The sequence below is a fragment of the Leucobacter muris genome, from assembly GCF_004028235.1.
Taxonomy (GTDB): domain Bacteria; phylum Actinomycetota; class Actinomycetes; order Actinomycetales; family Microbacteriaceae; genus Leucobacter; species Leucobacter muris.
The window spans coordinates 2,685,106-2,711,327 of sequence record NZ_CP035037.1; the positions used below are offsets into that span (position 1 = coordinate 2,685,106).

Sequence of the window (26,222 nt, forward strand, 5' to 3'; positions counted from 1 at the left end):
CGTGTTTCTCCTGACTGCGATTCAGATCGTGAGCTGCGGGATCGTCTCGCCCGCTGCGTGCTCGTCCGGGTTCTTGACGAAGTTGTCGATCAGCATGAAGACCTGCGCGGGGCGCTCGACCGTGACGGCGTGGCCGGAGTCGATCTCGACGAAGCGGGCGTTCTCGATGCCGCCGAGCAGCATGTAGGCGTGGGTGATCGGCACCATCTGGTCGCCGGCGCAGCCGACCACGAGGGTGGGGGCGGTGATGCGGGCGATGTCGGCGGAGATGTCGACGGTGCGGTTGATCCGCATCTCGGCGTCGATGCCGTCGCGGAAGGCGCGGCTCGTGATGAGCTGCTCGAGGTCGCGGTCGGATCGCGAGCGCAGGAAGCGCGATCCGAAGGCCATGAGGGTCTGGAACTCCTGCAGGGCTCGACCGCCGGAGGCGCGCAGCGCCTCCCACACGTCGTAGCGCAGTCGCTGCTGCTTGTCGGTGGCGACCCAGCCCGCGAGCAGGGTGAGGGTCTCGACGAGGTCGGCGCGTCGGCCCGCGAGTGCGGCGACGACGACGGATCCGAGCGAGTACCCGACGAGGTGCACGGGCGCGCCGGGCGAGCGCGACTCGATGACCGCGACCACCTGGGCGATGAGGTGATCCAGCTCGTCGTCGTCCGAGACCACGAGGTCGAGCGCGATCACGCGGTGGCGTGCGGCGAGCATGGGGTAGACCGTGCGGAAGTGCGCCTCCGCGGTTCCGCCGGTGCCGTGCACGAGCACGATGGGCACGCGGCCGTCGTTCGGCGCGCCGGTGTCGTGGAAGGCGATGGTGCGGCCGTCGTGTTCGACGGCTCCCATTTCGGAGTCGGGGTGAAGCTTCACTTCTGCTGCTCTTTCGCTGTCTGACTCGGGCTGTTCCGCGGGCTGTCGCCCGGCACAGGATGAGGAGCCTTTCTCCTCATTGAGAGTGCACTCCGATCGGAGTACGCTCTCACTATAGATCCCTCCGGCGCGCTCCGCAATTCGGGTTCGAGAACCGTTTCCCGCTGCAGCGGGGCGACTCGGAGCGCGCCGGGCCACCCGACCCCAGCCCCGAGAAGACAAGGAAGCGACGATGAAGATCACCGGCGCCGTGCTCCGCACCTCACCCGCTCCCCAGCCCTACGCGCAGACGCGCCCGCTCGAGATCACGGAGCTCGAGCTCGAGCCTCCGGGCGATGGCGAGGTGCTCATCCGCGTCGAGGCCGCGGGCCTCTGCCACTCCGACCTCTCCGTGATCAACGGCAACCGCCCGCGGCCACTCCCCATGCTGCTCGGGCACGAGGCGGCGGGCATCGTCGAAGCCGTGGGCGGCGGCGTCTCCGATCTGCGCGAGGGCCAGCGCGTCGTCACCGTCTTCCTCCCCCGCTGCGAGCGCTGCGACGCGTGCCGTACCGGCGGCAAGATGCCCTGCACCGAGGGCACGGCCACGAACACCGCCGGAGTGCTCCCCTCGGGCGCGTCCCGTCTGCGCGACGCTCGGGGGGCCGTCAACCATCACCTCGGCGTCTCCGGCTTCGCCACCCGAGCGGTCGTCGATCGCCGCTCGGTCGTGCCGGTCGGCGACGACGTTCCGCCCGAGGTCGCGGCGGTGCTCGGCTGCGCCGTGCTCACCGGGGGCGGCGCCGTGAAGAACGCGGGATCGCTCGAGCCCGGGCAGGACGTGATCGTCGTCGGCCTCGGCGGCGTCGGCATGGCGGCGCTGCTCACCGCGATCGCCATCACCGCGCCCGCCGGTGGCCGCGTGATCGGCGTCGACGCCAACGACGAGAAGCTCGAAACGGCTCGCGAGCTGGGCGCCCACGAGACGGCCTCACCCGCGCAGGCCGCCGAGCGCGGGCTCAAGGCCCCGGTCGTCGTCGAGGCCGCCGGCCACCCCCGCGCGTTCGAGACCGCGGTCGCCCTGACCGCGCCCGGCGGTGTGACGGTCACCGCCGGGCTGCCCGCGCCGAACGCCACCTCTACGATCGCCCCCCTCGGCATCACCGCCGAGGCCCGATCGATCGTCGGCTGCTACCTCGGCTCGGCCGTGCCCTCGCGCGACATCCCGGAATACGAGCGGCTCTGGAGAGCGGGCGCGCTGCCGGTCGAGAAGCTCACCACGTCGACCATCCGGCTCGGCCAGCTCAACGAGGCGCTCGACCGGCTCGAAGCGGGCCAGGCGATCCGCCAGATCATCCGCTTCGACGACGAGGGGTGACGGCGGCACCCCGAGCAGCGCAGCGGCCCGGAGATCCATCGGATCCCCGGGCCGTCACCCCCCGTCACTCCCCCAGCACGAGCACCGATTTCCCCGGCGGCACGGTGCGGTCGCCGTGCCGCTCGTGCAGCTCGCGCACCCGCGCGAACGGCACGCGGTGCACCGCCAGCGGCCTGAGCGCTCCGCTCTCGATCAGGGGCCACACCGTGCGCTCGACCGCGCGCACGGTCTCCTCCTTCGAGCCCGGTCCGTGCACCGGCCGAGCGCGCAGCGTCGAGCCGTGCACCGTGAGCCGTCGCCGCATGAGCACGCGCAGGTCGATCTCCGCCGTCGCCCCTCCGAGCGCCGCCACCATCGCCAGCCGTCCCCCGACGGCGAGCGCGGCGAGGTTGCGCTGCAGGTACGACCCGCCCACCACGTCGAGCACGAGGTCGACCCCGCGCCCCCCGGTGCGCTCGCGCACGAACTCCACGAAGTCCTCCTCGCGGTAGTTGGACGCCGCCTCGGCGCCCGCCGCGAGGCTGTGCTCGACGCCGCCCTCCGAGCCCGCGGTCGCGAAGACCCGCCAGCCGAGCGCCGCACCGAGCTGCACGGCGAAGCCGCCGAGCCCGCCGCTGCCGCCGTGCACGAGCAGCGAGCTGCCCGCCGGGGGCAGCTCGGGGTGCGCGAAGTTGGAGAGCAGCGTGCACGCCACCTCGGGCAGCCCCGCGGCCTCGACCAGGTCGACGCCGCCGGGCACGGGCAGCACCTGGGCCTCGGGCACGGCCGCGTACTCCGCATAGCCGCCGCCGGCGAGCAGCGCGCAGACCGCGTCGCCCACGCCGAAACGCCGGGCGCCGGGTCCCAGGGCGACCACGGTTCCCGAGCACTCGAGGCCGAGCACGTCGGTGATGCCCGGCGGCGGCGGATACCCGCCCTCGCGCTGCACGAGGTCGGCGCGGTTGAACCCCGCCGCGACGACGCGGATCAGCACCTCCCCCTCTCCGGGCACGGGCACGGGAGCCCGCCCGATGCCGAGCACCTCGGGGCCGCCGAAGCCGTCGAGCTCGACGACGCGCATCTCGTGGGCGATCGTCATCGCTCGCCCACCGCAGGCAGCACCTCGGCCCGCTTCTCCCACGCGGTCACGGGAGGGAACGCGTCGGAGTCGGTGATGATCTCGATCACCGTGACCGAGCCGCTGCCGAGCGCCGCGTCGAGCGCGGCCCCGATCTCATCGGGATTCGACACCCGCACGCCCTCTGCGCCGCACGCTCGCGCGATCGCGGCGTGGTCGACCTCGGCGAAGCGGATCGCCGAGGTGGTCTCAGAGAACTGCACCAGCTCGGAGTGCTTCTGAAACCCCAGGATCGAGTTGTTCAGCAGCAGCACGGTGAGCGGCAGCTCCTCGCGCACCGCGGTCTCGATCTCCTGCCACACGTGGCCGAAGCCGCCGTCGCCGCTGATGCACACGACCTCGCTGCCGGGCCGGGCGAGCTTCGCTCCCAGGGCCATCGGGAAACCCCAGCCGAGGCCGGCCATGCCGCGCGGGGAGAGGAACTGCTGGCCCGGGCGGCGCGCCGTCAGGTAGTTGTTCATCCAGATCGTCGAGTAGCTCGCATCGGCCACGACGATCGTGTCGTCGGCGAGGCGCTCGTCGAGCTCGCGCATCACCCGCTCGGGGCGGATGGGGGTCGCGTCGAGGTCGACGAGCCGAGCGAACTCCTCGCGGTGCGCCTCGCGCGCCGCGGCGATCCGCTGCTCCACCGCCGGCCGCGCCGCGGATCGGCGCTCGAGCCACGCGTCGTCGTCGAGGGCCTCGAGCAGATCCTCGAGACCGGCGCGCACATCGCCCACGAGTCGCAGCGCCTCGTAGGTGCGGCCGATCTCGGTGCCGTCGATGTCGAGGTGGATCACCCGCGCTCCGGGCGGCACGAGGCTCCAGCCGTCGGTGCCGTTCTCGTTCGTGCGGTTGCCTGCGAGCACCACGACATCGGCCGACGCGAGCAGGTCGCGCTGGAACGCCGTGGAACTGCGACGGCCCATCACGTTGCCGATCACTCCGATCGAGAGCGGGTGCCGCTCGTCGACCGACCCCTTGCCCATGTTCGTCGTGGCCACCGGCAGCGAGGCGCGATCCTGCAGGCTCGCGAGCACGTCGCACGCGACCGAGCGCTGCACGCCGCCGCCCGCGATGAGCACCGGTGCGTCCGCCTCGGCGATGAGCCGCGCCGCCTCGGCGAGCGCGGCCCGATCCGGGCGGGGGCGGTCGAGCGGGAACCGCCCGAGCGAAGCGTCGCGGGCGTGGGGCCGCGGCAGCGCGTCGGCGATCATCACGTCCTTCGGCAGCAGCAGCACGACGGGGCCGGGGCGGCCCGAGGTCGCCGCGGTGAGCGCCATGTCGAGGTAGTCGTCGACCCGGGAGAGGTCGGTGACGCGGCGGGTCCACTTGCTGCACCCCGAATAGAGCTCGTGGTGGTCGAGCTCCTGGAAGGCGTTGCGGTCGCGAGTGGGCGTCGGCACGTCCTGCACCACCGCCAGCATCGGCACCGAGCTCAGCATGGCCTCGGTCATCGGCGGCACGAGCAGCGTCGCCGCGGGCCCGTTCTGCGCGCCGATGATGCCGATGCGGTTGCTCACCCGGGCGTAGCCGTCGGCCATCGCGCCGCCCGCGTTCTCCGTGCGGTACATCACCTGGCGGATGCCCGCCTTCTCGGCCTCCAGGAAGAACGCTGAGGGCAGGCTCTGCCCGAACACCTCGGTCACACCGTGACGCACCAGCGCCTTCGCGATCGCCTGAACCACCGTCTGAGACATGAGCACTCCTTCGCTTCCCTGCGGCGTCGCGGCGGGATCCGCCGCGAGCCGTGAACGCTCTCACGCTACGGAGGGCGCTCGGCCCGGGGCAACGGGGTTCGGCTTATGCCCTCATCCGGCAGGCGGATCGGCCTGCTCCGAGGTCCGCCTGAGATAGTCGCCGAGGGCGGCGGCGATGCGCGCGCCGTCGTGCGAGGCCGCGCCGTCCCACACGAGGCCCCACTCGCTGCGCGGAGGCGTCTCGAGGGGCCTCGGGACGAGCGTGTCCGGGAGCAGCGGGATCGCCGCCTCGTGCGCGAGCGCGTAACCGTCGCTGCGGGCCACCGCGGCGAAGCGGTGCTGGTCGGGCTGCGGCGACCCGAGACCGAGCCGCCGCCCGCCGGAGAACTGCGCGAGCACCGCGTCGTGGTTGCCGGGCGCCTCCCGGCGGGGCCAGTGCACGAGTGGGTAGGCGAGCAGATCGTCGACGTCGAGCCGGTCGAGCGCCGCGAGCGGATGGCCGCGGCGCAGCGCGACGCACTGCACGTCGGAGCCGAGCACCACGACCTCGAGCGAACCGGGATCGGCGAGCGGCAGTCGCACGAAGGCGGCGTCGGCGGAGCCCGCGCGGATGCGCTCCACGCTGTCGGAGGTCCACACGGTGTGCGGGTCGATCTCCACGCGCGGCGCCTCGGCGCGGAACCCCTCGATGAGGTCGAAGGTTCGCTCAGCGGGCACGGAGCGGGTGTAGAGCAGGCGCAGGGTGCCCGCGGTCGCGGTGCCTCCCGGGGAGACGAGCCGCTCGGCGCGGTGCACGAGTTCGAGGATCTTGAGCGCCTCGGCGTAGAGCGTCGTGCCTGCCGCGGTAAGCGCCACCCGCGGCTGCCGTACGACGAGCACCACCCCGAGCGCCTCCTCGAGCTGGCGGATCTGCGCGGAGAGGGCCGGCTGCGAGATGAAGAGCCGGTCGGCGGCGCGCCCGAAGTGCCGCGCCTCGGCGAGCGCGACGAAGCACTGCAGGCGCCAGAAGTTCACGCGCGGAGGCCTCCCGGCGGCGGCGCGGTCGGCCCCGATCCGGCGCTCACCGCTCCCCGGCCTCTTCCGAGCGCATGAGAGGCAGCAGCTGCGCGTCGAGACGCACCAGCACCCGCTCCCAGATCGTCTCGGGTTCGAATCCTCGGGTGCGCGTGCGGTTCACCTCGTGCAGGAACGCGCCGTGGCAGTTGAGCGCCACGAGCGAGGCCTCGACGACGTCGCTGACCAGCCCCTCGCGCTGCCCCTTCTCCAGGATTGTCGTGACCCGGGTGACGACCCGGTCGCCGAGCGCCATCGCGCGCTCGCGGCCCGAGCTCGAGAGGTCGTACGACTGCCGCAGGTAGCGCGCCGCGTTGTCGGGGTGCAGCAGGAAGAACTCGGAGCGCCCCTCGTAGAAGGCGTAGATGCGCTGGAGGACGCGATCGACGGTGAGCGGCAGCTTTGCGAGGGCGTCGTCCGCGGCCTCGAGCCGATCGACGAGCGTCTGCATCTGATCGCCGTAGATCATGGTGAGCAGTTCGTCCTTGGAGGCGACGTAGCGGAAGAGCGTGGCCTCCCCGATACCGGCCTGCTGCGCGATCTCGCGCGTCGTGACGTCGCCGAAGTCGCGGGTCATGAAGAGCGTCTCGGCAGCCTCTCGGATGCGCCGGGTCACGTCGGCCTTCGCCTGGGCACGGAGACCTCCGGGCTTGTTCACTGCTTTTTCAGCCATTCCGCTTCTCCGCTCCCCGGCTCAGCCTCTGTCGGTTCCCATTGTCCCTGATCGCGGCCGTTCTCCGGTCGGCGGAGCGCGGGGCGCAGAGTTTGAGAGCGCACTCTCACTTGAGAGTATACTCTCACCAATGTTACGGCGGCCCTCGGGCCGATCCGGAACGAACCGCACATCAGCCGCGCCCCGCGCAGGCCCGTCCCACAGGAGCCCCCATGCCCCGAACCCCGCACGTCTCAGTCGTCACCGGCGCCGCAGGCGGCCTCGGGACCGTCATCGTCGAAACCCTGCTGCGCCGCGGTGATCGCGTCATCGCGAGCGACGTCAGCGAGGCCGCCCTCGCGACCCTCGGCGAGCGCGTCACCGCGTCGCTCGGAGATGAGCCCGCCCGCGAGCGACTGCTCACGGTCGCCCACGACGTCGCCGACGAGGCGGGATGGGACGAGCTCCGCCACCGAGCTGACACGACCTTCGGCGCACCCGACGTGCTCGTCAACAACGCCGGCATCTCCCCCAAGCACGACGGCGCCAAGCTCGACGGCGTCGACATCCCCCCTCGACGAGTGGAACGCCGTGCTCGCCGTCAACCTCACCGGCGCCTTCCTCGGCATCCGCGCACTCGCCCCCGCCATGCAGCGCGGCGGCTACGGCCGCATCGTCAACGTGGCCTCGCTCGCCGCCCGCAACGGGGGACGCATCGGCGGCGTCCACTACGCCGCCACCAAGACCGGCCTGCTCGGCCTCACTCGATCCTTCGCCCGCGAGCTCGCCGCGTGCGGCATCACCGTCAACGCCGTCGCCCCCGGGCGCATCGACGCAGGCATGGTCGCCATGACCTCGACGCGGTTCAACGACGACTACCGCGCCTCGATCCCCGTGGGCCGCCTCGGCACCGCCGCCGACGTCGCGCGCGCCGTCGCATTCCTCACCGACGCGGAGTCCGGCTTCATCACCGGCACCACGACCGACGTCAACGGAGGCGGCCACATGCAGTGACGGCGAGTGTGACGCCGCTTTACTCGCCGGCTCGCGCCGCCACCGCACCGCGGGGCAGCATGGGGGCATGACCGCAGCCGACTGTCTCCGCAGCGCCGACGCCCGAGCCGCGCAGGCCGACCCCAGCGGGGTGCCCTTCGCCGAGCTCGACCCGGCCCTGCTGCGCGAGCGGCGCACCAGCATCAAGTGGACCCGCTTCCCCGCCGACGTGCTGCCGCTCTTCGTCGCCGAGATGGACTTCGCCGTCGCCCCCGAGATCCGCGACGCGCTCACCGCCCGCATCGAGGCCTCCGACATCGGCTACCTCGACGGCCCCGGCCCCCTCGCCCCCGCCTTCGCCGGCTTCGCTCGCGACCGCTGGGGCTGGGAGGTGCCGCACGATCACGTGCACCTGGCCACCGACGTCGCCACCGGCATCGTCGAATCGCTGCGAGTCTTCAGACCGAACGGCGGCCGCATCGCGCTGCCCACCCCCGTCTACCCCGGCTTCTTCGAGATGCTCGAGGAGGTGCCGTTCGAGATCGTCGAGATCCCGCTCGTGCCGTCGCGCGAACCCGAGCCGGCCCCCGAGCGCGGGCCCCGCCCCGAGCACGGCAGCCCGACCGCGAACGGGACCGCGCCCCGCCTCGACCTCGCCGCGATCGAGCGCGCCTTCGCCGACGATCCCGGCATCGACGCCTTCCTGCTCTGCAACCCGCACAACCCCCACGGTCTCGCGCACCGAGCGGAAGACCTCGCCGCGCTGGCGCGCCTCGCGGCCGAGCACGACGTCTTCGTGCTCTCCGACGAGATCCACGCCCCGCTCGCCTTCGCCGGCGAGCCATTCACACCGTTCGCCCCGCTCGCCGCCGAGGCCGGCGCCCTGGCCGCGATCGCCACCTCCGCCAGCAAGGGCTGGAACCTGGCCGGCGCCAAGTGCTCGGTGATCGTGGCCGCCGACGAGCGCGCGAACGCGGTGCTGCGCGGGCTGCCTCCCGAGACCGTCACCCGCGCCAGCATCCTCGGCCTCCACGCCGGGGTCGCGGCGTTCTCCGAGGCCCGCGACTGGCTCGACCGCGCCATCGCGCAGGTCGAGCGGAACGAGCGGCTGCTCGGCGAACTGGCGGCCGAGCGCCTGCCGGGGGTGCGGCTCACCCGGCCCCGGGCCGGCTACCTGGCCTGGCTCGACCTCCGAGAGGCCGACCTCGGCGGCGACCCCTGCTCGCGCATCCTCGAGGAGGCGCGGGTGGCGCTGAATGACGGCCGCCACTTCGGCGCCGGCGGGGCGGGGCACGTGCGCCTCAACCTCGCCTGCGCCCCCGACACGATCCGAGAGGCCGTCGCGCGCATCTCGGCGATCCTGCCCCACTCCTCGAAGGAGCCCCGATGACCGAGAACGTTGCGCAGCCGATCTACGACTGGGAGGGCTTCGGCTTCGACACCCGACAGGTGCACGCCGGCGAGTACCCCGACAAGAACAGCGGGCTGCGCGTGCCGCCGATCGCGCTCTCCGCCGGATACCTCTTCGACGACTTCGACGACCAGGTGAACCGCTTCAACGGCAGCATCCACTGGCGATCCGACGAGCATCCCGGCCACGGAGAGCCCGGCGGCTTCTCCCCCAGCGAGCACGCTCCGATCTACTCGCGGCAGGGCAACCCTACCAACTGGGTGGCCGAGGAGCGGCTCGCCTCGCTCGAGGGCGGCACCGTGTCGGTGGCCGTGGCGAGCGGGCAGGCCGCCATCTCGGCGGCGCTCTTCGCACTCGCGCAGCAGGGCGAACACATCGTCTCGACCGGATCGATCTACGGCGGCACCCGCATCCTGTTCGGCCGCAGCTTCAAGCGCTTCGGCATCGAGTTCGACTACGTGTGGGACGCCGACGACGACGCCGAGTGGGAGCGCGCGATCCGTCCGAGCACGAAGGCGATCTACACCGAGACGATCCCGAACCCCCGCAACGACATCACCGACCTGCGCCGCATCGCCGAGGTCGCAGCCCGCCACAACCTGCCGGTCGTGGTCGACAACACCGTCGGCACGCCCGCGCTGATCCGACCGTTCGAGCACGGCGCGAACATCGTGGTGCACTCGACGACGAAGTTCCTCACCGGGCACGGCGCCGCGGTGGGCGGAGCCGTGATCGACGGCGGCAACTTCGACTGGGACGCCGCCGAGCGCGCGGGTCGCAGCTACCCGCTCATCACGCAGTCGTCGCGGCCGGGAGTGCCCTCGATGCTGGATCGCTTCGGCAGGGGCGCCTACGCGCGCGCCGTACGCGAGTCGGTCGTCAACGACATCGGCCCGACGCTGTCGCCCCTGCACGGATTCCTGCTGCACCAGGGCATGGAGACGCTGTCGCTGCGCATGGAGCGCCACGTCACCTCATCGCTGCGGGTCGCCGCCTGGCTGGAGCAGCAGCCCGAGGTGCTCTCGGTCGACTACGCCGGACTGCCCTCGAGCCCCCTGCACGAGCTCGCGGTGCGCAACTACGGCGCCGACGACGCGGGCCGCGGCCGCACCGGCTCGGTGTTCGGCGTGACCGTGCGCGGCGGCGTCGACGGGGCGCGAGCACTCGTCAACGGGGTGCGCGTCTTCTCGCGCATGACCGGCATCGGCGACACGCGCTCGATGATCATCCACCCGCTCACCTCGACCCACGGCACGTTCTCACCCGAGATCAACGAGCGGCTCGGGATCACCCCCGGCCTCCTGCGACTGTCGGTCGGGCTCGAGTCGGCCGACGACCTGATCCGAGACCTGCGGAGCGCGCTCGACCGCGTCGCCGCGCTGTAACCGGAGCCCGGGGCGATCGGCCCGCGGACCCGACGCGTCGCGGGCGCTACGCGTCGCGGGCGGCGGCCCGCGCCGCGGCGACGGCCTCGGGACTCGCCGTGTACTGGTGCTCGGGCCCGGGGAACCCGCCCGAGCGCACGTCGTCGGCGTAAGCCGAGATGGCGGCGACCGTGTCGTCCCCGATCGACCCGTAGCGCTTCACGAACTTGGCGGTGCGCCCCTCGGTCACCCCGAGCAGGTCGTGCAGCACGAGCACCTGCCCCTCCGCGGGCCCCGCGCCGATGCCGATGACCGGGATCTCGAGCGCCTCGCGCAGCACCGCGGTCACCTCGGTGGGGCACGGCCTCGGCGACCACGCAGAAGGCACCCGCCCGCTGCACGCCGATCGCCTCCTCGACCACGCGTGCGGCGCTCGCCTCGGTGCGGCCCTGGGCGCGCAGACCACCGAGCGCGGTCGCGGTCTGCGGGGTGAGGCCCACGTGCCCCACCACCGGGATGCCCGCGGCGACGATGGCTCCGATGCGGCTCAGCTGCGCAGCGCCGCCGCCCTCGAGCTTGACGGCGTCGGCGCCGGCCTCCTTGACGAAGCGCACCGCGGTGGCGACGGCCTGGGCGTCGCTCTGTTCGGTCGATCCGAAAGGCACGTCGCACACGAGGAAGGCGCTCTCGGTGCCCCGGCGCACGGCCTTCGCGAGGGTGAGCATCTCGTCGACGGTCACCTCGGCGGTCGACGGGTAGCCGAGCACCACCTGCGCGCCGGAGTCTCCGACGAGCACCATGTCGACGCCGGCGCGCTCGGCGGCTCGCGCACCGGGGAAGTCGTAGGCCGTCACCATGACGATCGCCTCGCCGGTGCGGCCCCGCTCGAGCAGGCTCGGGATGGTCACCTTGGGCATCTCAGCACTCCCTACCGCCGCCCGGGCCCGTCGCCCAGCAGCACGTTGTCGATGAGCCGCACGTCGCCGACGCGCGCGGCGATGGCGCAGAGCGTCGGCTCCGTCACCCGCTGCACCGCCTCCAGGGTATCGGGCTGCACGAGGGCGAGGTACTCCGCGTCGACACCGCTCTGCGCGAGCACGGCCTCGCCGCGGGCGAGCAGGGCGGCGGCGTCGGTCTCGCCGGCTCGCGCGGCCTCCGCGATCGCGTCGAGCGCGCGCGGGATCGCGAGGGCCCGGATTCGCTGCTCGGCGCCGAGGCGCACGTTGCGGCTGGAGCGCGCGAGACCGTCTTCGTCGCGCGAGGTGGGGCAGGCGACGATGCGCACGGGGAGGCCGAGGTCGGCGACCATGCGGCGCACGACGACGAGCTGCTGCGCGTCCTTCTGCCCGAAGTAGGCGGCGTCCGGCGCCGCGGCGATGAGCAGCTTCGAGACGACGGTCGCGACGCCGTCGAAGTGCGCGGATCCGCGGCCGGCGCCCTCGAGCGTCTCGGTGATGGCGCCCGAGACGTGCACGGTCGTCGCGAAGCCGCCGGGGTAGAGCTCGGCCGCGTCGGGCGCGAAGACGAGGTCGACTCCCGCGCCCTCGGCGAGGGCGGCGTCGCGCCCCTCCTCCCGCGGGTAGGCGGCGAGGTCGGCGGCGTCGGTGAACTGCTTGGGGTTCACGAAGATCGAGAGCATCACGAAGCCGTGCTCGGAGCGCGCGGCCCGCACGAGCGAGAGGTGCCCCTCGTGCAGGGCGCCCATCGTCGGCACGAGGGCCGCGGTCGAGCCGGCGGCCCTCGCCGCGGCGACGGCCTCGCGCAGCTCGCGCACGGTGCGAACGATCCTCATGCGGGTGTCTCCTTGTCTGCGGGCGGCGTGCCGTTCGTCGGGGCTCCCCCGTGCCTCGGATCCGATCCTCGACCCTCGTCCGAGACACGGGAGCGACCCGACGAACGGGAGGGCGCGGGATCGGGCGAGCCTGGTGACGACGCCTCGGTGACAGCGGGATCCGGATCGGCGGGCCGGCCCGCGAGTCGGCGCGTCTCCGCAGCGAGCGCGTCGAACAGGCGCAGCCGATCCGGCATCCGCTCTGCGACCGCCGCGCGCTGCAGCTGCACGGTCGCCTCGTCTCCGCGCGCGATCGGCCCGGTGAGCGCGGCCTCGGCGCCGCGCTCGCCCCAGTTGCGCAGCGCCGCCTCCGCGAGCGGCCGCAGGGCGTCTCGCGGCACCCCCGCACCGGCCGCGAGCTGCTCGGCGAAGCCCTCGAGTGCGACGAGGAAGTTCGAGGCGATCGCCGCCGCCGCGTGGTACGCGGCGCGATCCTCGTCCCGCACCCGGAAAGCCTCGAGCCCGAGCGCGACGGCGAGCCGCTGCGCGACGGCGAGCGCCCGCTCATCGGAGCCGTCGACCGCGGCGTGCGCCCCGGAGAAGGAGGTACCCGCCCCCAGCACGGTGAGCAGCGGATGCAGCGAGAAGGCCGGGTGGGGCCGCAACGCGTCGAGCCCCGTCGCCCCGGAGCAGTGCCCCACCACGGGGCCGGGGGCGATGAGCCCCGCGGCCTCGGCGATCGCGGCGTCGGGTACGGCCAGCAGCACGGCGTCGACCGGGCGGCCGTCGGCATCGGTGCCGTCGGCGCCCCTGCCCCCGAGGGGCAGCACGTCGATGCCGGCCTCTCCCAGCGCGTGCGCGAGCGCTGAGCCCACGCGGCCGCGTCCGACGACCTGCACGCGCATGCCCGCTACAGCTCCAGCCCGTAGAGGTTGGGCTCGGGGGCGAGGATCACGCCGAACTCCTGCTGCACCCGCTGCACCACGAAGCGCGCGAGCTCGGCCACCTGCGCGGCGGTGGCCCCGCCGCGGTTGGTGATGGCGAGCGTGTGCTTCGACGAGATCGCCGCGCCGGATCCCGGCAGGCGGAACCCGCGCGGCACCCCCGAGTTCTCGATCAGCCAGGCTGCGGAGAGCTTGATGCGGCGCTCGGGGGCGGGCTGCGGGAAGCGCATCGGCACCCCCGCGGCCAGCTCCTCGAGCGTGGTGACGGCGGGGGCGGGCTCGTCGTCGCCGACCGGGAAGCGGGGGGCGTTCTCGGGGAGCGTACGCGCGAAGCGCTCGGTGACGATGGGGTTGGTGAAGAACGATCCGGCGCTCCAGGTGTCGTGATCGTCAGGATCGAGCACCACACCCTTCGAGGCCCGCAGCCGCAGCACCGCGTCCCTGAGCCGCCGCACCGGCACGCGGTCGCCCGTCTCGACGCCGAGGGCCGCGGCGAGCTGGGCGTAGCGCACGGGCTCGGAGAGCGCCTCGCCCGCCGCGGGGGCCTCGATGGGCGCGGCGTGCCGCCCGGCGGGTGCGGCCGGCTCGACGGCCGCACCCGCCGAGAGCAGCAGGTCGATGGAGAGCACGACGCCCTCGAGACCGCGCTTGATCGCGGAGTCGCGGTAGCCCAGCTGCAGCTGCTCCGCGGCGAGGCGCTGCACTTCTCCGCTCTCGCGGTCGAGGAACTCGATCGAGTGCAGCACATCGGAGAGCTCCTGGCCGTACGCGCCGATGTTCTGCACGGGAGCCGCTCCCGCGAGGCCGGGGATGCCCGACAGCGCCTCGACGCCCGACCAGCCGCGCTCGACGCACGCCGCGACGAGCGCGTCCCAGTCGTGCCCGGCCTGCACGCGCAGCCGAACGCGACCCTCGGGCTGCTCGGGGTCGTCCACGACCTCCATGCCCGTGCTGCGCACGAGCAGCACCGCGCCCGGGAATCCCTCGTCGTTCATCACCGTGTTCGATCCGCCACCGAGCAGCAGCCAGGGCTCGTCGCCATGCCAGAGCTCGGTCGCGCAGCGCACGAGCTCGTCGCCGCTGCGGGCGACCAGGATGCGCTCGGCGGGGCCGCCGACGCGCATCGTGGTCAGCTGCGAGAGAGGCGTGTCGTCGCCGATCGTCTCAGAGGCGCCCGGGTCGGATTCCGCCGCATCCGCGGCCGAGGGCCGAGTCACGCGAACGCCGCCAGCAGCTGGGCCTTGCCCAGCACCGTCGATCCGTCGAAGACGACCTTGAGGTCGATGCGGGCGGTGCGCGCCTCGGCGTCGATGGCGGCGACGGTCGCGGTGACCGCGATCGCGGCGCCCTCGCTCGCATCGACGGGAACGGGGCGCGTGAAGCGCGACTGGAAGTCAGCCACCCAGGCCGCGGCGCCCAGCCAGTCGGTGACGACCGAACCGGCCGCCCCCATGGTGAGCATGCCGTGGGCGAGCACGCCGGGCAGCCCGACCGACTGCGCCACGTCGTCGCGGTAGTGGATGGGGTTGAAGTCGCCCGATGCGCCCGCGTAGCGCACGAGGCTGTCGCGGGTGAGGCGCGACTCGCGCTCGGCGACCACGTCGCCCACGCTCAGCTGCTCGAAGACCGGTGCCGCGCTCATGCGTCTTCCCCTCTCACCACGAGCGTCGAGATCGCTGTGACCACGTGCGCTCCGGAGGCGTCGGAGATGCTGCTCGACGCCGTGACCATCGAGTTGCCGCCGAGCTGCTTGACCGCGGCGATCGTGAGGGTCGCGGTCAGCTCGTCGCCCGCGACGATCGGGCGGGTGTAGCTGAAGCGCTGATCCCCGTGCACGACGCGCGAGAAATCGACGCCCGCTTCTTCGTCGGCGAGCAGCTGGGCCAGCGTCGACTCCTGCACCACCACGGCGAAGGTGGGGGGCGCCACGACGTCGGCGTACCCGGCGGCGCGGGCGGCCTCGGGGTCGAGGTGCAGCGGGGAGTCGCTCTGCACGGCGCGCGCGAACTCGCGCACCTTCTCGCGACCCACCAGATACGGGGCGGTCGGCGGGTACACCCGGCCTTGGATCTCTGGATTCACCACGGCGCCAGTCTACAGCGCCGCTCCTCCCGCCCCCTCCTCCCGCCCCCTCCTCTGCCTCCCTTCTCTCCCCGGCCCGCGTTCCCTCCTCGCTCCGTCCCGCCTCCGCCCTCCTCGATTCCCCGCCCCGGCCGCTCTCCCTCCTCATCTCTCCCTTCTCCCCGCCTTCTCTCCCCTCTCCCCTCTCCCCTCTCGCCCTCTCGCACTCCTCATCCCTCTCCCCTCTTCCCTCTCGCCCTCCTCATCCCTCTCCCCTTTCCCGGCTTTCTCTCCTCCCCCCCTTCTCACCCGCACCGATCGACGTTCAAGCACCCCGACAACGGGTCTGTCCGATAAACGGTGTGTGGGATCCGGCGGTTTTCATTCGTGAGTGGTTTTCTCGAACCGTCCGGCGAAGGTGATCGCGAACGCGTTCAGCGCGGGCTTCCACCTCATCACCCAGCGTGCCCTTCCGCCGCCAGTCGGGTCAAGCGACCGCGTCACGAGGTAGAGACATTTCAGCGCGGCGGCCTCGTTGGGAAAGTGCCCCCGAGCTCTCACGGCGCGCCGATAGCGAGCGTTGATTGACTCGATCGCGTTGGTCGTGCAGATCACCCGCCGGATCTCGACGTCATACTCGAGGAACGGCACGAACTCCGCCCAGCTGTTCTTCCAGAGCTGCACGATCGCCGGATACCGTCCGCCCCACTCGGCGGCGAACTCCTCGAACCGATCCTTCGCCGCCTGCTCCGACGGGGCCGTGTAGACGGGTTTGAGGGAACGGACGATCGCGTCGCGGTGTTGCCGCCCGGCGTAGCGGAAGCTGTTGCGGATCAGATGGACGATGCACTGCTGGACGACCGTTTGCTCCCAAGTGGTGTTGATCGCCTCCGGGAGACCCTTCAGCCCGTCGCAGACCGCGATGAGCACGTCCTCGACACCCCGGTTCTTCAGCTCGGTGAACACCTGCAGCCAGAACCTCGCACCCTCCTGACCGTCACCGGCCCAGATGCCGAGGATGTCGCGTTCCCCGTTCACGGTGACGCCCATCACGACATAGAACGGGGTGTTCCTCACCTGCCCGTCACGGACCTTCACCACGATCGCGTCGACGAAGATCACCGGGTAGAGCGCATCCAACGGCCTGCTCGACCATTCGGCGAGTTCCCCGGCGACCTTCTCGGTGATCCGGCTGATCGTGTCCTTGGAGACCTTCGCCCCATAGACCTCGTCGAAATGCGCAGCGATCTCACCGGTCGTCAACCCCCGAGCGGAAAGGGACAGAACGATCTGATCGATGCCGTCCAGTCGGCGTTTCCGCTTGGGGACGATCACCGGCTCGAACGACCCGTCTCGATCTCGCGGGACTTCGATCTCGACGGGGCCGATCTCTGTCAGCACCGTCTTGACCCGCGTCCCGTTACGCATGTTCTCGCCGATTGGGGTCCCGCCGTGCTCGTGGCCGAGGTGCTCGGTCAACTCGGCATTCAGCGCGGTCTCGAGGACGTTCTTCGTGAGCTGGCTGAGCAGGCCGCCCGGCCCCGTCAGGCTCACGCCCTGCTCCTTCGCCTGCGCGAGCAAGCGTTCTGCGAGTTCTTTCTGATCGATGATCTCCCCGGTCACGGGATCAATCATCTCGTCGTCAACAACGACAGTGGTCGTGTCAGCCACGGCCATCTCCTTTCGGATCAGGCCGGACCCTCACACACCATTATTCAGACAGTCCCCCGACAACCCGGATCGAGGTGCTTGAACGTCGATCGGTGCGGGTGCAGGGGTGGGTGGAGTCGGCAGGAGCGGGCACCTGAGGGCGCCGGGGCGCGGGGCGCGGGGAGCAGGGACGGCAGGTACCGGTACCGGGGCGATCGCGGGAAGGTGGCAGGCGCCGGGGTAGGGCCGGGGACGCCTGAGGGCGCGGGGCAGGCGCCGGGGTGGGGCCGGGGGTCGGGGTACCGTGGGCGGGCGCCGAGGCAGGGCGGGCGCCTGGCGGCGGACGCCGGGGAGGGGCGGATCGCGGACGTCCCGAAGGGCGGCGGATCCCGAGCCGACCTATGCGCATCGGCAACGAAACGGGAAAAGGTTTGTGCCTTATATCCAAGGCTCGCCCCGGGTCCTGGAATAGGCTGTACCCCATGTCGCGCATTCGTAAAGTGCTCATCGCCAACCGTGGCGAAATCGCCGTTCGCATCATCCGGGCCGCCGCAGACAGCGGCATCGCCTCCGTCGCCGTCTACGCCGACCAGGATCGGGACGCGATGCACGCGCAGCTCGCCGACGAGGCGTACGCCCTGAACGGCACCACCAGCGCCGAGACCTACCTCGTGATCGACAAGATCCTCGGCGTCGCCCGCCGCTCGGGCGCCGACGCCGTGCACCCGGGTTACGGCTTCCTCGCCGAGAACGCCGACTTCGCCCGCGCCGTCGCCGAGGCGGGACTCACCTGGATCGGACCGAGCCCCGAGGCGCTCGAGCGGCTGGGCGACAAGGTCTCGGCCCGTCACGTCGCCGAGAAGGTGGGCGCCCCGCTCGCGGCGGGCACGAGCGACCCCGTCGCGAACGCCGACGAGGTGCTCGCGTTCGCCGACGAGGTGGGCCTGCCCATCGCCATCAAGGCCGCGTTCGGCGGTGGCGGCCGCGGCCTCAAGGTCGCCTACGAGCGCGACGAGGTCGCCGAGCTCTTCGAGTCAGCCACCCGCGAGGCGGTCGCGGCGTTCGGCCGCGGCGAGTGCTTCGTCGAGAAGTACCTCGAGAAGCCGCGCCACGTCGAGACCCAGTGCCTCGCCGATCAGCACGGCAACGTCGTGGTCGTCTCGACCCGCGACTGCTCGCTGCAGCGCCGGCACCAGAAGCTCGTGGAGGAGGCGCCCGCGCCGTTCCTCACCGACGCGCAGAACGAGAAGCTCTACTCGGCGTCGAAGGCGATCCTCAAGGAGGTCGGCTACGTGGGTGCCGGCACCTGCGAGTTCCTGGTGGCGAAAGACGGCACGGTCTCGTTCCTCGAGGTGAACACGCGTCTGCAGGTCGAGCACCCAGTCTCCGAGGAGGTCACGGGTATCGACCTGGTGCGCGAGCAGTTCCGGATCGCCGAGGGCGGCGTCATCGACTACGACGACCCGGTGACCAGGGGCCACTCCTTCGAGTTCCGGCTCAACGGCGAGGATCCCGGCAACGGCTTCCTGCCCGCCCCCGGACCGGTCGCGCTGTTCAAGCCCGCCGCGGGCCCGGGCGTGCGCATCGACACGGGCGTGCAGTCGGGCGACGTGGTCTCGGGCTCCTTCGACTCGATGCTCGGCAAGCTCATCGTCACGGGCTCGACGCGCGAGGAGGCGCTCGATCGCGCCCGCCGCGCCCTCGACGAGTTCGAGATCCAGGGCCTGCCCACCGTGCTGCCCTTCCATCGCAAGATCGTGCGCGATCCCGCGTTCACCGCCCCCGACGGCAGGTTCGGCGTGTACACGCTGTGGATCGAGAGCGAGTTCGAGAACGACATCGAGCCCTGGGAGGGCGAGGTGCCGCCGATCGGCCAGGATCCGAAGCGCCAGACCGTGGTCGTCGAGGTCGCCGGCCGACGCGTCGAGGTGTCGATGCCCGCGACGCTGCTGCCGCTCGTCGACCAGGAGGTCACCCGCGGGCCGGCGCCGAGGCGCGCGAAGGGCGCCGGCGTCGCGACCGCGACGGGCGACGCGGTCGCCGCGCCGATGCAGGCCACGGTCGTGAAGGTGGCCGTCGAGGATGGCCAGCAGGTCGCCGAGGGCGACCTCGTGGCGGTGCTCGAGGCCATGAAGATGGAGCAGTCGCTCTACGCCCACCGCGACGGCGTCGTGGTGAACATCGACGCGCCGGTCGGGCAGACCGTGCCGAACGGGCATGTGCTGCTCAGCATCGTCGACTCCGAGTAGCGCTGCGCGTCTTCAGCCGCTTCGCGAAGGGCCGTCCCGTACCGGGGCGGCCCTTCGCGCGTCCGGGGCGCCTCGAGCCGGGATCGCCTCCGACCGGGAGCGCCTCAAACCGGGCCCCGAACCGGGGCGCCCGGGCCGCGCCTCCGACCGCGGAGGGCCCGTGAGGCGTTGTGCCCCGGAGCGAGATGCGCGACACTCGCCTCGAAGGGCGTAGAATGCTCCTCGGCATCATTTCATCCGATATTTGGACAAGGACGTCAAATAATGACAACAACCGCGTCAGCTCGACCCGCGAGCACCCCGCACGAGCGCCGCAAGGTGGTGGCAGCCTCCATCATCGGCACCACCATCGAGTGGTACGACTTCTTCATCTACGCCTTCGCCGCCAACCTCGTGCTCGCGAAGCTCTTCTTCGAGCCCGCCGGCCCCGGCATGATGCAGATCCTCTCGCTCGTGACGATCGGCCTCTCGTTCCTCTTCCGCCCGCTCGGCGCGTTCCTCGCCGGCCACTTCGGCGACAAGCTCGGCCGTCAGCCGATGCTCGTCATCACCCTGCTGCTCATGGGCGTCGCGACCGTGGGCATCGGCCTGCTGCCCACCTACCAGTCGATCGGCATCATGGCGCCGATCATCCTCATCGTGCTGCGCATCCTGCAGGGCCTCTCGGCCGGCGGCGAGTGGGGCGGCGCGGTGCTCATGTCGGTCGAGCACGCCCCCGAGGGCAAGCGCGGCCTCTTCGGCGTGTTCCCGCAGCTGGGTGTGCCGTTCGGCATGCTGCTCGCCTCGGCGATGCTGGCGCTCATGCGCGTGATCGCCCCCGGCGAGGCGTTCGAGGAGTGGGGCTGGCGCGTGCCGTTCCTCTTCTCGGTCGTGCTTATCGTGGTGGGCTTCATCATCCGCCGCACCGTCGACGAGTCGCCCGTGTTCAGTGAGATCAAGGAGACCAAGAAGCAGGCCTCCGCGCCCATCGTGCAGGTCTTCAAGGCGCACACGCCGCTCGTGATCCTCGCCGCGCTGCTGTTCGCGGGCAACAACGCCGTGGGCTACATGCTCACCGGCGGCTACGTGCAGGGCCTCGCGTCGCGCCCCGAGGCCGACGGCGGCCTCGGCTACGACCCCGTGCAGGTGCAGCTCGCAGTGCTCGCCTCGGCGGTCGTGTGGGCGATCTTCACCTTCGTATCCGGCCCGCTGAGCGACCGCTTCGGCCGCAAGCCGGTCATGACCGTCGGCTGGTTCCTGCAGGCCGCCGCCGTCATCCCACTCTTCCAGTTCGTCTTCAACGGCGGCGTGGGCGGCGTGCTCATCGGCACCAGCCTGCTGGCGATCGGCCTCGGCCTCACCTACGGCCCCACCGCGGTCTGGTACGCCGAGACCTTCCCGGCCTCGATCCGCTACTCGGGCATCTCGATCAGCTACGCGATCGGCGGCGTCATCGGCGGCGCGTTCGCGCCCACGATCGCGCAGATCCTGCTGCAGACCTTCGGCTCCACCTGGGCCATCGTGGTGTACCTGCTCATCATGACCGGCCTCGGTCTGCTGGCGAGCACGCTGCTCAAGGACCGCTCGAACATCCCGCTCGATCCCGAGTTCGAGCACAGCGGCCTCATCCACACCTGGACGCCCGCGAAGCGCTAGGGCCCCTTCGCGCGAGCCGCGCGAACGCGCGTCTCGCGAGCCACGGCGGGGCGGATCCCGAGAGCGGATCCGCCCCGCCGTTCGCGTCCCCGGAATAGCAGCGCGCCCCCGGCGGTTGCACCCCTCATGGCACGCACCCCGCTCTCGATCCTCGATCTCGCGACCGTGGAGGCCGACGGCAGCATCGCCGACGCGTTCCGGCACTCCGTCGAGGTGGCCCGCCTCGCCGAGCGCAGCGGCTACCGCCGCATCTGGTACGCCGAGCACCACAACATGCCGTCGATCGCTTCGAGCGCCACGGCCGTGCTCATCGCGCACATCGCGGCGCGCACCGACACGATCGGGCTCGGTGCCGGCGGCGTCATGCTGCCGAACCACTCGCCGCTCGTCATCGCCGAGCAGTTCGGCACCCTGGCCGAGCTGCACCCCGGCCGCATCGATCTCGGCCTCGGGCGGGCGCCGGGCACCGACGGCGCCACCTTCCGCGCGCTGCGCCGCACCCACCAGGCCGCCGAGAGCTTCCCGAGCGATGTGATCGAGCTGCAGCGCTACCTCTCGGACGACCTGCCCCGAAACGCGGTCAACGCATACCCGGGGCGCGGCACGCGGGTGCCCCTCACGATCCTCGGATCCAGCCTCTTCGGCGCGAGCCTCGCCGCGCAGCTCGGCCTGCCCTACTCCTTCGCCTCCCACTTCGCCCCGCAGCAGCTCACCTCGGCCGTGCAGCACTACCGCTCGCACTACGTGCCGAGCGAGGCCCACCCCGAGCCCTACGTGAGCGCCGGTGTCAACGTGGTCGCGGCCGAGACCGACGAACAGGCCGAGGCGCTGTTCGCGCGCGCCGAGGTCGACCGGGTGCGGCGCTTCCTGTCGCGGGGCCGCGAGCGCGAGCTCACCGCCGACGAGGCGTCGACCCTCGTCGACACCCCCGCGGGGCTCGAGATCCGCGGCATGCTCAAGTACACGGCCATCGGCGGCCCCGACCGGGTGCGCGACGAGCTCGAGGCGTTCGCGCGCTTCGCCGACGCCGACGAGCTCATCACCGTGCACGCGGCGCCGACGCGCGCCGAGCAGCTGGCGTCGGTGCGGATCGCCGCCCCCGGCGCCTGAGCCGGTCGGCGCCCGCGCCCGATCCGGCACCGTTTCCGGCAGGGAAGCGAACGGCCGCGGCTCCCCGTCTCTCGGGGGAGCCGCGGCCGTTCCGCGTGCGCGTCCGCTCAGGCGGCGGCCAGCTCCTTGCGGCGCGCGTGCAGCTGGTCGAAGGTCGCGAACTTCTCGGCGATGGGGCTGCCGGTGAAGTGGCCGACCCAGCCGTCGTGCTCGTGGAAGAAGCGGATCGAGGTGAACTCGGGCTCGGTGCCCATGTCGAACCAGTGGGTCGTGTTGGCGGGCACCGACACGAGGTCGCCCGGCTCGCAGTAGAGCGCGTGCACCCGGCCGTTCACGTGCAGGTAGAACACCCCCGCGCCCTTCGCGAAGAAGCGGTCCTCATCGTCGTCGTGCCGGTGCTCCGAGAGGAACTTCTCGCGGGCGGGGCCCTTCGCCTCGTCGTAGCCCTGCTGGCCCGGGGTCAGACCCATGATGTCGACGAGGGTGTACCCCTCCTGCTGCTTCACGGCCTCGATCTCGTCGGTGTAGAGCGCGAAGATCTCGTCGAGCGTCGCGTCGTCGGCGAAGTCCTTGACCTCCCAGTGCGAGAAGCGCGCGCCGAGCTTCGTCAGCTCCGCGAGGATCTCGGCGTCGTCGGTGGTCTCGAGCACGGGGGTCTCAGGGTCGTTCTCGTTCCAGACCGTGAGCAGCGTCATGGTGTCTCCTCTGTGTGCGGGCACCCGATGGCCACCAACGAGCGCTGATTCCGGGCCCATCCTCTCACCCGGCGCCCTCGGCCCGCACGGAGGAGGTAACACAACGACGCCCCGGCGTAACATTCCGAAGGGCTTCGCGCCGCGCGCCGCCCGGTCGCCGCCCGGGCGGCTCGCGTCTCGCGCCCGCCGCGGCCGCGCGCCCCGGGCCGCGCTTCGCGGACGCGCTCAGCCGGTGACGTCCACGAGGTAGCGCAGCAGCCACTCGCCGACCTCGAGGTGGCGTCGCGCCGCCGAGATGCTGCCGCCCCACGCGTACATGCCGTGGCCGGCGACGATGAGCGCGGGCACCTCGGGCACCTCGTCGGTGGGCGTGCGGTAGACCTCGTCGAAGCGGGCGGCCTCGACCGCCATGTCCTGGTGGTTCTGGATCACCGGGATCCGCACGACCGCGTCGTGGGCGGGGTGGCCGATGCCCTTCAGCATCTCGAGATCCCGGATCTCCACGCCGTCGGGCCAGCGATGGCCGGCGATGACGGCGTCGATCGCGTGCACGTGGAACACCGCTTCGGCCCCGGTGCGGGCCGCGATGTGGGCGTGCAGGCCGGCCTCCGCCGACGGCGGCCGGGGATCGCCGGGATCGGCCGATCCGCCGTCCTCGCCCACGAGCACCACGTCTCGCTCGGTGAGCTCCGACTTGTCGAGTCCCGATGCGGTGACGGCGAGCAGCAGCGGGTGCCGTTCCACCACCACCGACAGGTTGCCGCCGGTGCCGCGCATCCAGCCGTAGCCGGCGAAGCGCGCCGACTCGGCGGCCAGGGCTCGGCCCGCCTCGCGCACGCGCTCGCGCGAGACCAGTTCGGGGGCGATGATGCTCACGACGCCACCTCGATCTCGTCGAAGCTCGCGACCGCCGGCGCCCCGGCGGCGGCGAAGTCGGATCCCGCCCACGGCTCGCCCTCGCGATCGAGGGCGACGACCTGCCAGCCCGCGGCCCGCGCGGCGGCGACCTCCTCGGGGTGGTCGGTGAGGAAGAGGGTGCGACCCGGATCCGTGCCGAGCGCCTCTGCGATCCGCTCGTACGAGGCGGGCTCCTTCTTGGGACCCGCGTTGACGGTGTCGAACCAGGCCTCGACGATGGCCGAGAGGTCGCCCTGCGGGGCGTGGCGGAACCACGGCTTCTGCGAAGCGATCGACCCCGACGAGTACACGGCCAGGCGGATGCCGCGCTCGTGCCAGGCGCGCAGCCGCGGGGGCGCGTCGTCGAAGAAGTGCGACGTGATCTCGCCCGCCGCGAAGCCCTCGGCCCAGATGATGCCCTGCAGCGTCTTCAGCGGCGTCGACTTCACGTCGGACGCCATCAGCGCGCGCAGCGCGTCGGCGACCTCGGCGTCGGAGGCGTCCTCGGCGATCCCGGTCTCGGCGATCGCCTGCCTCCGCGCCTCGCGCACCGTTCCGTCGTCGCGCCCCAGCACCTCCTCGAGGCGGGGCCGCGCGTAGTCGTACAGGTCGCCCAGGATGAACCCCGCCGCGCTCGTCGTCCCCTCGAGGTCGACGACCACCGCGTCGGCGGTCACTGGAATCGTCGCGGGCATCGTACCTCCGTGGAACGTAGCGGATTGCGGATCCGGGCTCGCGGCGGGAGACCCGCCCGCCCGCGAGCGTGCACTCTGATGCGCCAAGCTACCACCGCACCGCGCGCTCCCGCCCACGCGTTACGCCCCGTTGCAGCGGCCTGAGGCTCACCGCGGCACGGGCCGCCCGAGCCCGCCCGGATCCCGCTCGTGCTCGGCCCCCGGGCGCCCCGGATCCGGGGCGCCCGGGGCCGTGTCCCGCGACGACACGCGACCAGAGACGACGCCGATCCGCGGCCTAGACTGGAGGGGTGTTGCAGAGATGGCGAGATGTGGCCCGGGCGAGCGGTCTCGCCTCCCCCGACGGCTCGACGAGGCCGACGATCTTCGCCGAGATGACAGCGCTCGCGCAGAGCACCGGCGCCGCGAACCTCGGCCAGGGCTTCCCCGACGGCGACGGTCCCGAGTGGATCCGCGAGATCGCTTCGGCCGCGATCCGCGACGGGGCCAACCAGTACCCGCCGGGGCGCGGCATTCCCGAGCTGCGCCAGGCGATCGCGGCGCACCAGCTGCGCCACTACGGCATCGAGCTCGATCCGGAGCGCGAGGTGCTCGTCACCGCCGGCGCCACCGAGGCGATCGCCGCTGCGGTGCTCGCCTTCGCGGGCCCGGGCGACGAGGTGGTGACGCTCGAGCCCTTCTACGACTCCTACGCCGCCGCGATCGCGATGGCCGGCGCCGCGCACGTCACCGTGCCCCTCGTGCCAGGCCCCGACGGCTTCCGCCTCGACTCCGCCGCCCTCGACGCGGCGGTCTCCGAGCGCACGCGCCTGATCCTGCTCAACACCCCGCACAACCCGACCGGCACCGTGCTCTCCCGCGACGAGCTGCAGCTCGTCGCCGACGCGGCCCGGCGGGCCGACGCGCTGCTCGTGACCGACGAGGTCTACGAGCACCTCACCTTCGACGGCGACGCGCACACGCCGGTGGCGACGCTGCCCGGCATGGCCGAGCGCACCCTCACCATCTCATCGGCGGGCAAGACGTTCTCGCTGACGGGCTGGAAGATCGGCTGGATCGCCGGCCCCGCCGAGCTCATCGAGGCGGTCACCGCGATCAAGCAGTTCCTCACCTACGCCGGCGGCGCACCCTTCCAGCCCGCGATCGCGCGCGCCCTCGTCGACGGCGACGCCGACATCGCCGAGCTGCGCGACTCGCTCTCCGCCCGCCGCGACCTGCTCGTGGCCGGTCTGCGCGAGGCGGGCTTCGAGGTGGTCGTGCCGGGCGGCACCTACTTCGTCTGCGCCGACGCGGCGCCGTTCCTCGCCGAGGGCGACGACGGCGCCGCGTTCGCGCGCGCCCTGCCGGGCCGCATCGGCGTGGCAGGGGTGCCGATCAGCGCGTTCTGCCACGAGGGGTCGGCTGCGGCGCAGGCGCTCTCCTCCTGGGTGCGCTTCACCTTCGTGAAGGACGAGCGGACCCTGCGCACCGCGGTCGAGCGGCTGCGCGAGCTGGGCGGCGCCGGCCGGGAGCCTCTGCGATGAACCGCGTCTTCGCCGTCGTCGGAGTGGTGCTCGCCCTGTGGATGTGCGTCGGGCGGTGGCTGTTCGGCATCGGCGGCCCGCTGACCTGGTGGTACCTGCCCACCATCGGGCTCGTGTTCATCGCGCTGCAGCTCTGGATGGCGCGGCGGGTGCGGATCACTCGGGATCGCGGGCGCCGCACGAGCCGCAGCACCGTCGTCTCCCTCGCGCTCTCCTGGGCCTGCGCGATCGGCTTCGGCCTCACCGTGCCAGATCTCGTCGACGACCGGCTCGTGTCGGTGCTGAGCCTCGCCGCCGGATCCGCGTTCTCGGGCGAGATGTCGATCGCGCTCTGCAACCCGCTCGGCATCCTCGCGTTCGCGCTCCTCATCGCCTCGATCGTGTTCGCCTACGCCGACGCCCGCGATCCGAAGCCCGAAGAGGATGAGCACCCGGGCGAGGGCGGGATGGTGCCGCACCCCCTCGGCTGAGACCGGTGTGACACTTTCTTTCGGCGAGGCGCTCC

23 protein-coding genes and 2 pseudogenes are annotated in these 26,222 nt (G+C 72.3%); 10 read left to right on the forward strand and 15 right to left on the reverse strand.

The genetic code is table 11. The annotated features are described in order from the left end of the window. Positions 1-21: 21 nt before the first annotated feature. Entirely contained in the window at positions 22-837 is an 816-nt protein-coding gene (locus tag Leucomu_RS12480) for an alpha/beta fold hydrolase (protein WP_128387420.1), read from the reverse strand. Positions 838-1,093: 256 nt separating this feature from the next. Here Leucomu_RS12480 and Leucomu_RS12485 point away from each other — a divergent pair, with 256 nt between their 5' ends. After that, entirely contained in the window at positions 1,094-2,218 is a 1,125-nt protein-coding gene (locus Leucomu_RS12485) for an alcohol dehydrogenase catalytic domain-containing protein (protein WP_128387421.1), read from the forward strand. Between the two features lie 64 nt (positions 2,219-2,282). Here the strand turns inward: Leucomu_RS12485 and Leucomu_RS12490 are convergent, their stop codons facing one another. The 4 genes from Leucomu_RS12490 to Leucomu_RS12505 form a co-directional block, all read right to left on the reverse strand. Beyond that, entirely contained in the window at positions 2,283-3,296 is a 1,014-nt protein-coding gene (locus Leucomu_RS12490) for an NAD(P)H-quinone oxidoreductase (protein ID WP_228407107.1), read from the reverse strand. After that, entirely contained in the window at positions 3,293-5,014 is a 1,722-nt protein-coding gene (locus tag Leucomu_RS12495; RefSeq protein ID WP_128387422.1) for an acetolactate synthase catalytic subunit, read from the reverse strand. The genes Leucomu_RS12490 and Leucomu_RS12495 overlap by 4 nt, the downstream gene beginning before the upstream one ends. Before the next feature lie 111 nt (positions 5,015-5,125). Beyond that, positions 5,126-6,028: a LysR family transcriptional regulator gene (locus Leucomu_RS12500; protein WP_128387423.1), complete on the reverse strand. Its 903-nt coding sequence runs from the start codon at positions 6,026-6,028 to the stop codon at positions 5,126-5,128. Between the two features lie 46 nt (positions 6,029-6,074). Then, positions 6,075-6,740, reverse strand: a complete 666-nt coding sequence (locus Leucomu_RS12505; protein ID WP_128387424.1) for a TetR/AcrR family transcriptional regulator — start codon at positions 6,738-6,740, stop codon at positions 6,075-6,077. A gap of 212 nt (positions 6,741-6,952) precedes the next feature. Here Leucomu_RS12505 and Leucomu_RS15995 point away from each other — a divergent pair. The 4 genes and pseudogenes from Leucomu_RS15995 to Leucomu_RS12525 form a co-directional block, all read left to right on the forward strand. Continuing rightward, positions 6,953-7,204, forward strand: a pseudogene (locus Leucomu_RS15995) (SDR family NAD(P)-dependent oxidoreductase); the annotation flags it as partial. Positions 7,205-7,310: 106 nt separating this feature from the next. Continuing rightward, on the forward strand, positions 7,311-7,733 hold the full coding sequence (locus Leucomu_RS15775) for an SDR family oxidoreductase (RefSeq protein ID WP_164884560.1): 423 nt from the start codon (positions 7,311-7,313) through the stop codon (positions 7,731-7,733). A gap of 67 nt (positions 7,734-7,800) precedes the next feature. After that, positions 7,801-9,102 carry a MalY/PatB family protein gene (locus tag Leucomu_RS12520; RefSeq protein WP_128387426.1) on the forward strand — a complete coding sequence of 434 codons (1,302 nt, stop codon included), beginning with the start codon at positions 7,801-7,803 and terminating at the stop codon, positions 9,100-9,102. Then, positions 9,099-10,508: an O-acetylhomoserine aminocarboxypropyltransferase/cysteine synthase family protein gene (locus Leucomu_RS12525; protein ID WP_128387427.1), complete on the forward strand. Its 1,410-nt coding sequence runs from the start codon at positions 9,099-9,101 to the stop codon at positions 10,506-10,508. Before Leucomu_RS12520 ends, Leucomu_RS12525 begins: the two co-directional genes overlap by 4 nt. Before the next feature lie 46 nt (positions 10,509-10,554). On the opposite strand, the pseudogene panB reads toward Leucomu_RS12525, so the two are convergent. From panB to Leucomu_RS12565, 7 genes and pseudogenes are all read right to left on the reverse strand, one after another. Next, positions 10,555-11,404: pseudogene (panB, locus tag Leucomu_RS12530) on the reverse strand (3-methyl-2-oxobutanoate hydroxymethyltransferase). An 11-nt stretch (positions 11,405-11,415) separates the two neighbouring features. Continuing rightward, on the reverse strand, positions 11,416-12,279 hold the full coding sequence (gene panC, locus Leucomu_RS12535; protein ID WP_128387428.1) for a pantoate--beta-alanine ligase: 864 nt from the start codon (positions 12,277-12,279) through the stop codon (positions 11,416-11,418). Beyond that, positions 12,276-13,163 carry a Rossmann-like and DUF2520 domain-containing protein gene (locus Leucomu_RS12540; RefSeq protein ID WP_128387429.1) on the reverse strand — a complete coding sequence of 296 codons (888 nt, stop codon included), beginning with the start codon at positions 13,161-13,163 and terminating at the stop codon, positions 12,276-12,278. The genes panC and Leucomu_RS12540 overlap by 4 nt, the downstream gene beginning before the upstream one ends. Positions 13,164-13,168: 5 nt before the next feature. After that, complete coding sequence (locus Leucomu_RS12545; RefSeq protein WP_267128496.1) at positions 13,169-14,326, reverse strand: UDP-N-acetylmuramate dehydrogenase; 1,158 nt, start codon at positions 14,324-14,326, stop codon at positions 13,169-13,171. A gap of 89 nt (positions 14,327-14,415) precedes the next feature. Further along, complete coding sequence (locus Leucomu_RS12550; RefSeq protein WP_017883732.1) at positions 14,416-14,844, reverse strand: MaoC/PaaZ C-terminal domain-containing protein; 429 nt, start codon at positions 14,842-14,844, stop codon at positions 14,416-14,418. Continuing rightward, entirely contained in the window at positions 14,841-15,287 is a 447-nt protein-coding gene (locus Leucomu_RS12555) for a MaoC family dehydratase N-terminal domain-containing protein (protein WP_017883733.1), read from the reverse strand. Before Leucomu_RS12555 ends, Leucomu_RS12550 begins: the two co-directional genes overlap by 4 nt. Before the next feature lie 357 nt (positions 15,288-15,644). Next, positions 15,645-16,898: an IS256 family transposase gene (locus Leucomu_RS12565; RefSeq protein ID WP_228407350.1), complete on the reverse strand. Its 1,254-nt coding sequence runs from the start codon at positions 16,896-16,898 to the stop codon at positions 15,645-15,647. Positions 16,899-17,395: 497 nt separating this feature from the next. Between Leucomu_RS12565 and Leucomu_RS12570 the strand changes: the two genes are divergently transcribed. From Leucomu_RS12570 to Leucomu_RS12580, 3 genes are all read left to right on the forward strand, one after another. Next, positions 17,396-19,162, forward strand: coding sequence for an acetyl/propionyl/methylcrotonyl-CoA carboxylase subunit alpha (locus Leucomu_RS12570; RefSeq protein WP_128387431.1), 1,767 nt, complete (start codon positions 17,396-17,398; stop codon positions 19,160-19,162). Between the two features lie 264 nt (positions 19,163-19,426). Beyond that, complete coding sequence (locus Leucomu_RS12575; protein ID WP_194294557.1) at positions 19,427-20,797, forward strand: MFS transporter; 1,371 nt, start codon at positions 19,427-19,429, stop codon at positions 20,795-20,797. Between the two features lie 126 nt (positions 20,798-20,923). Beyond that, the gene (locus Leucomu_RS12580; RefSeq protein ID WP_017883736.1) at positions 20,924-21,907 is read left to right on the forward strand and encodes an LLM class flavin-dependent oxidoreductase; all 984 of its coding nucleotides are present in this window, start codon (positions 20,924-20,926) and stop codon (positions 21,905-21,907) included. Positions 21,908-22,014: 107 nt separating this feature from the next. On the opposite strand, the gene Leucomu_RS12585 is transcribed toward Leucomu_RS12580, so the two are convergent. The 3 genes from Leucomu_RS12585 to mtnC all read right to left on the reverse strand — a co-directional run bounded on the left by Leucomu_RS12585 (position 22,015) and on the right by mtnC (position 24,194). Beyond that, positions 22,015-22,602 (reverse strand): 1,2-dihydroxy-3-keto-5-methylthiopentene dioxygenase, encoded by a 588-nt coding sequence (locus tag Leucomu_RS12585; protein WP_017883737.1) that lies wholly within the window; start codon positions 22,600-22,602, stop codon positions 22,015-22,017. 225 nt (positions 22,603-22,827) lie between these two features. Continuing rightward, positions 22,828-23,478, reverse strand: coding sequence for a methylthioribulose 1-phosphate dehydratase (gene mtnB / locus Leucomu_RS12590; RefSeq protein WP_128387432.1), 651 nt, complete (start codon positions 23,476-23,478; stop codon positions 22,828-22,830). Next, positions 23,475-24,194 carry an acireductone synthase gene (gene mtnC, locus Leucomu_RS12595; RefSeq protein WP_128387433.1) on the reverse strand — a complete coding sequence of 240 codons (720 nt, stop codon included), beginning with the start codon at positions 24,192-24,194 and terminating at the stop codon, positions 23,475-23,477. The genes mtnB and mtnC overlap by 4 nt, the downstream gene beginning before the upstream one ends. Before the next feature lie 290 nt (positions 24,195-24,484). Here mtnC and Leucomu_RS12600 point away from each other — a divergent pair, with 290 nt between their 5' ends. Both Leucomu_RS12600 and Leucomu_RS12605 read left to right on the forward strand, forming a co-directional pair. Continuing rightward, entirely contained in the window at positions 24,485-25,717 is a 1,233-nt protein-coding gene (locus Leucomu_RS12600) for a pyridoxal phosphate-dependent aminotransferase (RefSeq protein ID WP_228407109.1), read from the forward strand. Continuing rightward, positions 25,714-26,187: a hypothetical protein gene (locus tag Leucomu_RS12605; RefSeq protein WP_017883741.1), complete on the forward strand. Its 474-nt coding sequence runs from the start codon at positions 25,714-25,716 to the stop codon at positions 26,185-26,187. Before Leucomu_RS12600 ends, Leucomu_RS12605 begins: the two co-directional genes overlap by 4 nt. Positions 26,188-26,222: the final 35 nt, after the last annotated feature.